This window comes from Pseudomonas sp. 18.1.10, assembly GCF_024655625.1.
GTDB lineage: Bacteria > Pseudomonadota > Gammaproteobacteria > Pseudomonadales > Pseudomonadaceae > Aquipseudomonas.
Genome location: NZ_JANLGL010000002.1, coordinates 16,448 through 29,662 on the forward strand (window position 1 = coordinate 16,448; position 13,215 = coordinate 29,662).

The 13,215-nt window shown below is 55.2% G+C and carries 6 protein-coding genes; 2 read left to right on the forward strand and 4 right to left on the reverse strand.

Annotated elements, in window-relative coordinates; genetic code table 11:
- Positions 1 to 8 precede the first annotated feature (8 nt).
- Together NUV89_RS00500 and NUV89_RS00505 are read left to right on the forward strand one after the other, a co-directional pair.
- Positions 9 to 6,230: a DEAD/DEAH box helicase gene (locus NUV89_RS00500; RefSeq protein WP_257779874.1), complete on the forward strand. Its 6,222-nt coding sequence runs from the start codon at positions 9 to 11 to the stop codon at positions 6,228 to 6,230.
- A gap of 236 nt (positions 6,231 to 6,466) precedes the next feature.
- Positions 6,467 to 6,901 carry a hypothetical protein gene (locus NUV89_RS00505; protein ID WP_257779875.1) on the forward strand — a complete coding sequence of 145 codons (435 nt, stop codon included), beginning with the start codon at positions 6,467 to 6,469 and terminating at the stop codon, positions 6,899 to 6,901.
- Between the two features lie 62 nt (positions 6,902 to 6,963).
- On the opposite strand, the gene NUV89_RS00510 is transcribed toward NUV89_RS00505, so the two are convergent.
- The 4 genes from NUV89_RS00510 to NUV89_RS00525 form a co-directional block, all read right to left on the reverse strand.
- On the reverse strand, positions 6,964 to 7,770 hold the full coding sequence (locus tag NUV89_RS00510) for a hypothetical protein (protein ID WP_257779876.1): 807 nt from the start codon (positions 7,768 to 7,770) through the stop codon (positions 6,964 to 6,966).
- A gap of 146 nt (positions 7,771 to 7,916) precedes the next feature.
- Entirely contained in the window at positions 7,917 to 9,263 is a 1,347-nt protein-coding gene (locus tag NUV89_RS00515) for an RES family NAD+ phosphorylase (protein WP_257779877.1), read from the reverse strand.
- Between the two features lie 174 nt (positions 9,264 to 9,437).
- On the reverse strand, positions 9,438 to 11,189 hold the full coding sequence (locus NUV89_RS00520) for an ATP-dependent helicase (protein WP_257779922.1): 1,752 nt from the start codon (positions 11,187 to 11,189) through the stop codon (positions 9,438 to 9,440).
- Between the two features lie 43 nt (positions 11,190 to 11,232).
- Positions 11,233 to 13,137: an ATP-dependent endonuclease gene (locus NUV89_RS00525; RefSeq protein WP_257779923.1), complete on the reverse strand. Its 1,905-nt coding sequence runs from the start codon at positions 13,135 to 13,137 to the stop codon at positions 11,233 to 11,235.
- Positions 13,138 to 13,215: the final 78 nt, after the last annotated feature.

Below are 13,215 nucleotides of genomic sequence, written 5' to 3' on the forward strand. Positions count from 1 at the left end.
GGAAAACTATGGCTTATTTTGAATCGCTGATCACTGAACTCAAGACCCGGAGCACCCGGGCGATCCAGAGTCTCCTCTCGCTCGAAAGCAAACCTCTTCGCGACTTTTTGAGCGAGAAGCTGGCCTCAACACCCGGATCAAAAGATGCTCTGCTGGCCGACCCTGTGTTTGAGCCCACCTTCGGATGGCTCAAGAGCGGCGCAAGCTTACAGTCCTTGTCGGGCGGGCTGCTCAGCTCCCAGCTGGTAAAGTGCATGCAGCGGCCGCCCGCGGTCTTCGCCGATGAATATACGTTTCCAGGCGATAGGCAGATATTTACCCACCAGCTGGAAGCATGGGAGATCCTGGGTCAAGAAAAACCAGCATCCCTTGTTGTCACCAGCGGCACGGGCTCGGGCAAATCCGAATGCTTTCTCGTCCCAATTCTGAACAGTCTGGCTCGTGATATCGAACGCAGAGGCAGGCTGCAGGGTGTTCAAGCCCTTTTTATCTACCCGCTTAACGCGCTTATCAACAGCCAGCAGAATCGTCTGGACGCCTGGACAGACGGGTTTAACGGTGATCTGCGCTACTGCCTTTATACCGGTGCTCTAGAGAACGAAGTCAAAAGCACAGCAAAACAGTCTGCGGGCCATGTGGCGGATCGTACCTCCCTTCGCGCCAGCGCCCCTCCAGTTCTCGTCACCAACGCAACCATGCTTGAGTACATGCTGGTTCGTAAGGAAGATGCCCCCATTCTTGAGCAGTCCAAGGGGCAGCTTCGCTGGATCGTTCTGGACGAAGCACACACTTATGTTGGCTCGCAAGCCGCCGAAATGGCGCTCCTGCTACGTCGGGTCATGCTCGCATTCGACGTAGATCCGCGTGACGTCCGTTTCATCGCGACATCCGCAACGTTTGGTTCGGATAAAAAGACCGTCGAGTCGCTGCAGTCCTTCCTTGCTGACATGGCCGGCATTGAACCTGACCAGATCCATGTCGTTCATGGTTCCCGGCACGTTCCCGAAATTGCGCCGCTACAGACGCAACATTCCTCGAATAAGTCCACAGATGAGCTGATGGAAATAGGGAACGGTCAGGAGATCAGTAGAGAGCGGTATCACGCGCTTACGCAGCATCCAATGGCACGCCAAATCCGAACTGCATTCCTGAAACCAGGGGGTACTCGCGTAAACACGCTTGCAGATCTTCATCGCTCGCTAAATGGAGATGTAAGCCCCGCTGATATCCTGAACATGCTGGACATACTTTCAGGTACGCGAAGTGGTACCACGGATGATGACCCGTTCTTCCTTCCTCTGCGCGTACATCTGTTTCATAACGTGTTGTCGGACATTAAGGTCTGCATCGACCCCAAATGCGCTCACAAGCTTCAGACTGTCCTGGACACGCCCGAATGGCCTTACGGAATGGTCTACACCGCCGAGCGGTTGAGCTGCGACTGTGGCTGTCCGTTGATTGGCCTGGTCAGTTGCAACGATTGCAACCAGCCATTTTTGCTTGCGCATCGACGTGGCAATCTTTCACTAACAGCTGCTGACGATCATTCGGAAGATGAGTTTTCCATCAACCTCGATGCAGAAGTCGAGTTGGATGGGGATGAGACCTCCGGCGCCACTTCGGACGTGCATATGCTGATCGTCAACCGTATCGCTGGCGTTCAGACAGAACGGCTTTGGTTCAATCCCACGAAGAAGCAAGTGGAAGGCCACGCGTCCACACTCGATTCCATCGAGATGAGGGTCTTCAATCAGATACAGCGCGACCAATGCCCTTGTTGTGCGCAGGAGTCAGCTTCAGGCCGACAATTTCGCAGAGCGTCAATTGGCACCCCGTTCATGCTGAGCACCGTTATCTCGACGGTGCTGGAGTTCTGCCCCGAAGACAAAATTGATCCTCTCAACAAACCCTTCCGCGGTCGGAAAATGATTTCGTTTACCGACAGCAGACAAGGCACTGCCCGCATCGCGGTGAAGCTACAGCAGGACTCGGAACGGATCCGAATCCGCAGTCTGGTGTACCACTCGCTGCTAGGCGCGACGCCATCAGCATCGCTGTCCGAAGAAGACGAGCAGGATTTGCACGATTATCTGGACGAAGAGCGCGCAGGTACCATCCGACCACGTGATGTTCGTCGGCTGCAGGAGTTGAAGGATCGCAAGGCCAGTCTGTCCAAAGGCGTTGAACTGCCTTGGACAGAGATGGTGAGCAGCTTGACCACCAACAAGGATTTGCAGGAGGGATTGCTGCGCTACTACAGCACACTGTCGAAGATCGCATTTCCTGAAACCAGCGGTGCGAGAACCCTTGCAGGGGTGATGCTTGCGAGGGAATTTGTTCGTCGCCCCAAACGACAGAACAACCTGGAAACCATGGGCTTGGTAGAGATCACCTACCCAGCCCTTGCGCACGTCGTCAAAGCCCCCCTGGAGTGGCCCACAGGCAATATTGTGAGCTGGCGAGCCTACCTCAAGATTCTGCTCGACTTTTATGTTCGTGAGAACAGCTTCCTGCACCTTGATCAGGAATGGCAACGTTTCATCGGTGCAAAGATCAGCCCTAAATGGCTCCTCGCGCCAACCTCCAAGGAAAAAAACACCTCTAGGATCAAGACTTGGCCACAGGTTAATCCAGGTTCTAAGCGCCAATCGCGACCAATCCAGCTCATCTGCAATGCGTTCAGCTGGGACGCGCAAGATAATCAGGACAAGATCAACCACCTTCTTCAAGAGGCCTGGATTGCCCTGACGACGACTTCGACGATTCTGCGAAGCAGTGAAACAGGCTATCAACTGCACCTTGAGTCTCTCCATTTTCGACTGAGCTCAGACGTGTTTCTGTGCCCCATCACCCGCCGACTCCTGGACACCTCGTTCAGCAACCTCTCCCCTTACTCAGCGCCTGGCGGGCAGAATACTTTGCGGCCGATACGGCCTGTCTCGATGCCTCGATACCCTCAGGCGTTTGGTGGGGATGTGGATGCTTCAGAGAAAATCCTCAACGCCCGCGCCTGGCTAAACTCAGAACCAAAAGTGATCGGACTGCGCGATGAGGGTCTTTGGTCGGACTTGCATGACCGGATTATCGAGGGGGCGTCTTACTTCCGTACCGCGGAGCACTCTGCCCAGCAACCGAAAGCCAAGCTCAAGTCCTACGAGACTCAGTTCCGTTCAGGTCACATCAATCTGTTGAGCTGCTCGACCACCATGGAGATGGGTATCGACATCAGCGGTATCACGGCCGTCGCGATGAACAACGTACCGCCCCAGACGGCAAACTACTTGCAGCGGGCGGGCCGGGCGGGACGACGCGGGGAAGGACGCGCGGTTGCGTTAACCATTTGCCGCAAGACACCCCACGACCAGCACGTGTTCGCCAAGCCCCGGTGGCCGTTCGATACAAACATGATCATTCCGGCCGTCTCACTGCGAAGCCCAGATCTGGTCGCGCGCCACGTCAACTCCTACCTTTTGTCTTACTGGCTCAAGACAGTCTTGGGGCGAGAGGAGCTCAAAAGCATGACTATAGGCCCCTTCTGCATCGAGGAAGGTGGCGATTCCCTGGCGGGTCGATTCGAAGCGTGGTGCACGAATACCGCGGGCAGTTTGCCGGCAGTCATCAAAGGGATCGAGAAGCTGGTTCACCGGAGCCCGCTCGTGGACATGAATCCTGAAACGCTAACCCGCCACACCGCAGCCGCAATGCGAGATGTCGCGCAGAGCTGGAGGGAGGATTACAACAACGCCAGTCAAGAGCTCGGCTACTTCAAAGGCTGCTCAGAAAAGAAGAGCGCGGCATTGCGTGCGCTGAATGCTCAGCTGGAGCGGATCACAGGAGAGTACCTGCTGAGTGAGCTGGCAACTCGCCGGTTCCTGCCAGGTTACGGTTTTCCCACGGACATCGTCAGCTTTAACAACATCATCAGACAGCCCCCAGACAAAGCGCGAGAATACTCGCGCGAAGATAACCGCGGGCGCTACCTGGATCTCGCGACACGAGACCGTGTAACCGGGCTGAGGGAGTATGCACCTGGCGCCGAAGTTGTCATGGACGGTTTGGTTTATGAATCGCGGGGTATTTCACTCAATTGGAGGCTTCCCGCGTCCGAAGAAATCCTGCGTGAAGCGCAGCTTTTCAAGTATGCGTGGCGTTGCTCCCATTGCGGCGCAAGCGGGAGTACCTTTGCGCAACAACCGGGCGACTGCGGGCAGTGTGGAAGTCCCCTGGACGAGCAGGAAGATGTTCTGCGCTATCTGGTGCCTTCAGGATTCGCGGTGGACTTCTACGGTAAGGATCCGCACACAGATATCAGTAAGCCTACCTATATACCCGTCCAGCGGCCTTGGCTAAGCGTAAACGAGCCTTGGTTGACACTCGCCAATCCAGCCAACGGCGCATTCAGAGCAAGCGCTAAAGCTCGCTTGTTCAACCATACCAGCGGAGATGGCGGACAAGGGTTTGCACTCTGCCTGGAGTGTGGTCGTGCCGAGGCAATGCTCAAGTACCCTGACGAGCAAGCTGCCAAGAACGAGAAATTTCTTCCGCACAAGTTTCGCAGCGGCCAACAACACAGAAGGCTCAGGGGTGGCCGCACCGACGATGGAGAGAGCATTTGCGCTGGCAGCTCCGACAGCTGGAAAATCCAACGCAATGTTCATTTGGGACATGACAGCATCGCAGATGCTTTGGAAGTGATGATCCGAAACCCTGTGACGGGTGAGTATCTCAATGACGAAATTGCCGCCTTCAGCATTGCGGTTGCCCTGCGCGATGCCATTGCCGACCAAATGGGAGTAATGTCCGACGAGCTCGGATTTGGTACCAAGCACGTTCAGTGGCAACGAGAGCCCGTTCGACTCATTCAAGTTTTCGACCTGCGCAGTGGCGGCTACACATCCCAAGCTGCTCACCTGATGAACAGTCCAGTTCTGTGGGACAAGGTTTTGGATAGCCTTTCATGCCATTGCACCGGCGCCTGCCAAGAATGCTTGATCGGATTTGACACCCGGTTTGATGGTGAAAAGCTTGATCGCCACAAGGCGTTGGAATGGATATCCAAGGATTGGAGGGCATCCCTCGCCCTTCCCGATGACGAAGCGGTATTCGGAGCGGATTCTGTCGCTGAAACATCAACGCTTCTTGAAGCCGTAGAGCGGTATCTTGCTCAGGATAAATACGGTGCAGTTACCCTCTACCTTCAAGGGCCTGCTTCACTTTGGGATCTGCCCATGGCCACTGTGCTGAGGGATAAAGTACTCGGTTGGCAATGCCACAGAAGGATCGATGTAACGCTCATTGCCGAAAACGGCACCCTTGCCCATCTCGATGAGGCCAGTCGTTACAGCCTGGCATCCTGGGTCGACGCAGGTATTACCTACGTGGAAAGCGATCCAAGCCGCATGAGTCTTCAGGGCGGCCATCACTTGCTAGTCGGGCTGAGTGGTAAAGATGGCGAACTCACCTGGGCAAGCAGGCAAACCCTCATAGGCATAGCCAACCCTCACTGGGGAGAAAGCGATGGGGAAAGCCCACTGGTGCGAGGATTGCTCAGCCGCGGATTCAAACCTACCCGCCCCTACTCCCTAGATGAAATCAGACCCAAAACTGGTGACATTGAGGTCGATATCCACAAGGATCTGGATGGAGCCATCGCCCGATTCGGCGACCGACTATGGGCACTGCTTTGTGATAAATCGCCGGGACTACGTGCGGCCCTGGAGGGGAACGATCCCCTCCAATCCGTGGCATACACTGACCGCTATGTTGTCTCGCCATTGGCAGCCGCGTTGCTGCTTGAAGCCCTGACTGCCCTTAGAGAACGCGCGACAGTGGAGTCTGGAACGTTACCTGTCGCAATAACCGGCAGAGAATTTGAGTCGAAAAGCCGCGCTCCTCAGCGGATTTGGCACGACTGGCTCAATGATGTCGATCGTGATCACGCGCTTCAGGAAGCTTTGGACTATGTAGGTTTTGAGGCTCAGGTCAGGAGTGAGCCAGGCATCGAACATGGGCGCATGTTGAAGCTGGTTTTCGAGTCTGGCAAACAAATCCGGATTCGTCTCGATCAGGGCTTCTCATATTGGCAGGTGGATCGCAACATGAGCCACCGGCAACAGCAGCTTTTCGACTTTAAGAAAGACTCTGTAACGCAGGGCAAGGCGCTTCATGACGTTGCGGCCGTATTGACTGCCCCGGAGATCGGCAACACGCAGATATTTATAGGACTGTAATCCACGAATTGCCGTTGAAAAGTGGGTTGGTACTTTTCAACGGCATATCGACCGATCAGCAAGTCTGGCGTGCCGCGGCGAAAGTAAGTAGGTAGTGACCGTTACGCGCAGCTGCTAGTTGTTCTCTGGCGATACTGTAGGCGTCTTGGAGGGCGGCCATACTGAGTCACAGACTTGCAACGGCGTTTGCTCCACCAGCACACTGAGTAAAATAACAACAAAAGTGAACCCTCCCCATGAACCAGCCACTTGTAAAATACGTCGCGATCGAAGCTGACGGATGTACAGAGATTCGTGCGCAGACATTTTTCGAGAAGCAGGACAGTCACGCTTTCTCGCTTTTCCAACGGATTGGATTGAGATATCTGATGTTGGATGCGCTGATCGCTTTTAACTCAAACATCAGCCATCTCGCTCAAGCTTTCTTCACGAACACACTGGTTGAAGATGGCTGGTCTGGAAAAAACGCGAGCCAGCTCTTGGCGCAAGTTGGTTGGGAGCGTCGGATGTATACCACCTGGTGTCTGATGGACGACTCAGAACGCACGGCCGCCAAAGCGCTCGACTATGATGTTTTGCAAAACTTCTGGCCAAACCTCGATTTCATCGCCGATGGGTTCTCTGATCAGGCAGATGGCTCGGCCTGTGACCTACCCGCCTCCGTCCATTAACAGCCCCGGAATAGTCCCCACAATCATAGCCAACCATGGTTTTGCACAGCGCGCAGTGCGCCTCATCCACGCCTATGTTTGGTCTTATGTGCTTGTGTTTGTGGAGCGACAATGAGTAGCTCAGAATCGAGTACCGTGCGTGAGACGAATGCCAGCGTTCTCAGCGTAGGTTCGTTATCGATCGCTCGTGCGACATCGTCCGGATTGACGGATTTGTGCCCTACAAGCTTACGGCGCGCTCTACTTTGTCGAAGGGCGTCGACAATCGTCTCGCCAATGGCATGCACCCCAGCATCATCCAAGGCCCGAGAATCCCGTTCTTCCCGCTGCGCACCGAGCCAGTGGTTCATCATCTGAAATCTGACCGACTTTCGATCATCTGAGCATCTGTAGGCCACGCCATTGCGGAACACGATGTAGTGATCGTCATCATCTGGCAGCGAGCCAATGTCGCTTGGGCGGAATTGTGAAGATTGCGCCACGATTTTCTTTGACTGGAAATACGTGTTCAATTCCGCAGTTTGATGAAAGGCTGGTGCAACGTAATAAACTTCGTTGCCCCTGCTTTCCAGATCCAGCAACAAATCATGCTGAGCGGAATGCTTCAACGCATGGAGATGCCACCGGTAGTACGCTCCCCCCATCACCCCGTATTCTTTGCTGTTGGTGCGCGCCATGAAATGGCTGAGCTTGAACTGGAGGAAGAGCGGTGAGCCGAAAGGAATTTTGACGTCGTAGCCGCCGCCAGGCTTTCCCTCTTTCTGCAGCGAGGGGAATTCGGGTGCTGCTACGACGTGAGAGCCAGGCGCGTGGATCAACTCGTTGGTGAAGGCAAAGCCATAGGAAAACTCAGACATCTCAGGTTTCATTGCTGATGCATCCTTGCGATTGTTTTCGGACTGACTTCAGAGATTCGGGTACCGATTCATCAAGCGTTGAGAAGCGCTGTCGTGGTCGCTAGCCTGACGCGTAGCGTCTGGATATGAGCCGGTCAATCTGCTCTCAACCAGGGACACTACCTAAACCCCTGGTATTTCCTGTCTTTCGACCAAGGAACGTAATGAACCGCATCAACCTCGCTGCTAAATCGGACACCTTGGATCTGGTGGATAACGATGCAGTCTCTGGCTAGACGCAGGCTCGGCTCGGGAGGTGGTACGAGTGGCACATACTGGGAGCGTTCATCTGCGCACTTAGGCTCGGCTTCCCAGACCTCTGGGTAGTACACCCACCGATCCTCATCCGACTCCCACAGGCTCACGTACTCCGCCTCGTATCTGTCCTGGAGCCTTTCGACCCCGCTTGCCTTGTGAAAAAGAATCACGTTCTGGCCCGGTGAGGCATCCTTCGGCACCTGTGCAGACGGGAACAAGATCCCGTCGAGGTTGAGACCTTGGTGTGTAGCCAGAAAATCGGCAATCGCCTGCGTGATTAGATAACCGCTTTCCGCTGAGTCAGGCATGACCGGCATGGTCAGTTGGCTTTGCAAGGCTTTGAGGAAGGCGCATCGTTCGGCAAGGCTTCTGCGAATGGGATTGAAGTAGCTCAGGTCACGATGCGGACGCATCGCGCTCAGGTCGTTCAGGTTGAGAAGTCGCAGAGGCCTGATAACGTCGAACCGTGCCGTTACCACCGTGCTACCTACGGGAGGGCGAACCTCCGCAATTGCGGTATGGTCGTCTGTTGCACCATAAAAAACCGAGATGCCTTTGGCATTCATTCGCCCCGGGGAGCCCTTTCCCCTGGGTAGGGGCCCCAGATGCTTTTCAGGGTGCTTCAGCGCTGCTGTCATTGTGTCCTCGTCTTGGAACACTCGCCCCCGCTGGAATGATGAGATCGGTTGGCCTACGCCGGCGATGACAATGGCTGATCGATCGTCCTTTGAACGCAAATCTTCAATGCCATCGAACACCATGGACAGGATCGACCCCACTAGAGGGTTCGCCAGCCGAGATTCAAATTGCAAGCTGTGCTCCATTTTCCGCCAGCCAACCGTCAGCTCTGACGAGGCCTCAGTCTCCTCAATAAAATAGGGATCGTCGTCATCGTCCAGGCCGCTCCGGGCTTCAAGCAACCGATCATGAACATCAGACAGCAGGCTCTGATCGGCACCCAGCATGCGCTCCAGGACGAAATACAGGCTTTCACCGACTGGAGGATAACCGTGGTGTATTACTGAGCTCGGTTGCTGGATCGGACGAAAGCAGGCGTGGATTGCCGTCTCACACAGATCCACCAGTTCGTCCATGTCCATGACGGGAAGTTCTCGGTCACAGTAGTCGCATTCACTGACATCATTATTCGCGGCCTGATCACGCAAATAGGCTTCGGTGAGGCAATGGGTATACACGAGCTGGCTCATTACGGGCTCCTTGTCTGTTCAAAAGACGCTTGTCTATACGCCGGCGCAAGGCCAAGTCACCACCGGCTACCACTTTCGGAGTGGACGCGCCTCTGTGAGCGAGTAGCCGTGTTTTCTTCCTGCTGAACATTGGCTTTGAGAGGCGCTAGATCAGACAGGGCGTTACAAAGCTGGTTACTGCACCTCGAACCCCAACTGCGCCAGCACAGGTCGATCCTCGGCTTTGAGCTTTTTCACCGCCCAAATCAACATGTGCTGTGGCCTGGAACTCGCTACATAGGCAAACCGCGCTGCTTCTGATCCGCGATCCCGCAGCCAGTCTTGCCAATGAGACTGATGCACCCCGGGCTGTTGGGAAGAAACCACCACGGTGACATCGTGAGTTTCGCCCTTCACTTGGTGAATCGTCTCGTAGCGCAATGTGTCTGGTTGCCCTTCCAACATCTCTTGGCTTACTACTCGCACGGTCACGGGCTTGCCACCCTGCCCTTTACGAGCCACAAGATTCAAGCCTCTCAGGCCGCCCAGCACATCCTGCAGCTCCGTAGGTACAAAGGGCTGATCCGGGAGTTGTCGGATCGCCAGCTTCGCGGTGCGCACCCAGGCCGACCAGGTCTGATCGGAGTTTCCAGCACCATTGGCGACCATGAACTTCAGACTCTCATGGATGAACCTCCGCCAGGCAAGCCTGGACTCCATGACAATGGGGCAATACGGGCCGACCTTGGTGACCTCCAGCTCAAGTTTGTTCGCTAGCCACTTTGCAAAAGTCCTCAAGCTATCCTTGATGTCCTTGAGGTTGCCTGTACTGGCGCCGATGCACGCGACTGCCAGCAGCTCGATGCCTTCAAAGGTCTCACCATTACGTAAGCGCTGGAGGGTGGTATGACCGCGCGCCACCAGTACCACGTTGGTGTACGCCTGTGTCATGGCGCGGATCGTAGGCAACAGCTCAGAGGGGCAGGCCTTGTATTCGAGAATCCGCGGTTGTTCGGACGCAATATCTGGGTTGCCGCTGATCCGTTCGCCGCCGAGGAGGTTGGTGCATAGATCGACTATGCCCTGTCCGCTCCGCCAATTAGTCTTAAGCTCATACGGTTCGAACTTGAGCTTGGCCATGAGCTCGGTGACCTTATCGGGGTTCGACCTGCGAAAGCCATAGATTGACTGGTTCAAATCGCCCACGAAGTGGAACTTGATGCCGAACTCTGTGAGATGTTCGACGATTCGCAGCTGCTCGGCCGACAGATCCTGGCATTCGTCCACGATGACCAAAGGAAATCGGCGCGCGACCCGTGAATAGTAGGCGTCGAATTTCTTATCCTTGAATGCCTTCAGGGCGAGCATGTCGATGTCGCCAAAGGTGGCAAACCCTCCCTTCCACAGCCGTTTCTTGGTGGCGATGAGATCTTTGAAGGTATCCTGATCAATGGCTGCAGCATTCAACTGATTATCGAGGCTGCGCTCGCCGGTTGAAAATACGAACCTGTTCGCTCCAAGGTCATAGTCGTATTTGCACGCGGAGATCCAACGGTCGCAAATACTCTTTCGCGTGCGATAGATGTCCGCTGTCTTGTCTAGAATACGAATGCGAAAGTCACCCTCCTTGCCCGTATATCCAGTGATCTCACTGGCGATGCTCGCCACCAGCCGGTTCAGAACGAAGCTGTCGAACGTAGCGATCATATGGGGCATACCGATCGGCTCCCCCAGGTACTTATGAATCCTGTTTCTGAGTTCGTCCGTCGCGCTGTTGGAGAAGGTCAGCACTGCAATGCCTGCGGGTGAGCGAGACCATCCCTGAACGATCCGGGCCACCATAGCGCCAACCACCTCTGTCTTTCCGCTGCCCGGGCAGGCCTTGAGGTAAACATGCTGGTCAAGCGGTGAGGCAAGGTAGTCCAACTGCTCTTGGGTGAACGTCATCATGGGCGGGCCCTGCGCAGGACTGGTGCAGCGGCTCGAACCATCATGCTGGTCTTTCTTCCAGCCCGCAGGCCCAAAGAATCGCCAGTCGGATGTACTCTGGCACCACGAAGTCAGTTTCCAAGACCTCTAGCGCGTCCGCAAACGACTGGGCATAGAGCCCTTTGCCGATCTCATCCGAATCGAGCCGATCAAGTAACGCTCCCGCGTAATCGGCTCTTCCGGCAGATGTCATGGCGGCGAAATCCAGTTTCGCGTTCTTTTCCAGCCCCTTGACTACCGATCCGTCCGGTACCGGCCAGAGTCCAGCCGCAACCGTCAACATCGTCTTGAGATTGTCGCCCTCCATCGCGATGTCGTATTCGAATGTCTTGTACATGCCTGCGAACAGTCGACCGAACTGGGATCGGTTAATGGTGTCTTGGAGTGATAATGCTGGGTTGTTACCAACAGGATGCTCATCAGCGTGGGGTAAAAATGGCACTGCTTTGGTTCCACCTTTCCCGTCGTCAATGGACTTCAAAGACTTCGGTGGATCGTTGTCGGTTAAACCGGCGCACCTGACTGGCACATCAGCCCCCGGCTGTTCGCCATTGACGTCACAAAACAGCTGCATGAAGTGTTTGAAGTAAATACCGCCGAGGTTTATCACCGACACGCCATAGTCATCCAGGCAGTCTCTCCCTTTGCCGTAGGGCCGCAGGACAATCCGAGCCAGCTCCGGCACCACGATGGCTTCTGCGATGCCCTCGACTAATATTGCGCCCTTGGAGAACAGCAGATTTGACTTCGTGACATCTAGCCAGCGATCAACGAAGCGCCGGCTCTGGTCGGGAAGCCCCGTGTTCCTTAGTGGTATTGCTACGGGCTTTTCGTCATTGGAGATATGAATGATGTGATCGACCGACACAGCAGCAGAAATCACCGTTGAATGCGTGGTGATGATCACCTGCATCCCGCGTGCTTCGGCGACTGTCTTGAGGTGGCGAAGCAGCCGTAACTGGAGCTGGGGATGAAGGTGAGCCTCCGGCTCCTCGATCAGTAACAAGCGCAGATAGGTTTCTTCACCTCGATCTTCCTCTGCTTCAAGGATGAGCTCTGCCAGAATCGATGCGATGTACAGAAGGTTGTTGTACCCCAGGCTATTTTCCTCCAACGACCGAAACTGGGTGGCGTCAGCCTGGGAGAGATTGGGGAAATACAAGAGCCGCAGGCCTTCCACGATTCGGGAAAAGCTGACCTCTGAAAACTGGATCATTGTGCCCTGGGAAAGGTGCATCCCCAGAGCCGCCTTCAGATTTTCACCGATTCTCTGATTGGCCAATTTGATAGCAAACTTGTCGCTTTCGGAGAGCTCGCGGTTGAAGTCGCCCACGTGTTGCTCCAGCGGGTGCAACTCGCCGGCTTTTCTCGCCGTTTCGAGATCTTTGCGGCATAGGGCTTTCAACAGGCGAGCAAGGCGAGACTGGCGCCCCTCACGAAGCTTGGTCTCGGCGTCACGTAGCGGCGGTAGGTAAACGCAGTGAATGTAGTCGAGCGTTTCCGTGTCCAAGGCCTTGGTGTATTCATGGCCACCGTATGTGTGGTGTCTGAACCGGCCGCGCGACTCCTGATTAAGCGCGGTGAAAGTCAGTTTTGCTTCGTCGTGATTTCCGCACCAATCTTCGAAGGCAATGACATCGTCTTTGTCCAGGTCAGAGAACGTGGCTTGAATCTGGATCGATTCCGCAGGGACGGCTCCAACGTCAAAGCCCTTATAGAAATCGCGCTCACTGATGATCCGCTTCCCCGACTCGGAGTCATTGAAAAGCTGGCGTATCGCGCTGATGACGCCGGTTTTGCCCGCTCCGTTTTCCCCAACGAGAACGTTGAGACCGTCGTGGAATTCGATGGTAAACGGCTCGCCAAAACACTTGAACCCATCAACGTCTAAAGCACGCAGATACATGAGCATCCCTTCTCGTTAGTTGTCTTCCTGTGGAGCCTATGGCGCTGGGCGCCCACTCCAGGGCTTAGCACATGGCTG

Bases quoted from the DNA above. Each gene is read 5' to 3' on its own strand.
- NUV89_RS00500 (WP_257779874.1), top strand. From the start codon at position 9: ATGGCTTATTTTGAATCGCTGATCACTGAACTCAAGACCCGGAGCACC.
- NUV89_RS00520 (WP_257779922.1), bottom strand. From the start codon at position 11,189: ATGACGTTCACCCAAGAGCAGTTGGACTACCTTGCCTCACCGCTTGAC.
- NUV89_RS00525 (WP_257779923.1), bottom strand. From the start codon at position 13,137: ATGTATCTGCGTGCTTTAGACGTTGATGGGTTCAAGTGTTTTGGCGAG.
- NUV89_RS00510 (WP_257779876.1), bottom strand. From the start codon at position 7,770: ATGAAACCTGAGATGTCTGAGTTTTCCTATGGCTTTGCCTTCACCAAC.
- NUV89_RS00505 (WP_257779875.1), top strand. From the start codon at position 6,467: ATGAACCAGCCACTTGTAAAATACGTCGCGATCGAAGCTGACGGATGT.
- NUV89_RS00515 (WP_257779877.1), bottom strand. From the start codon at position 9,263: ATGAGCCAGCTCGTGTATACCCATTGCCTCACCGAAGCCTATTTGCGT.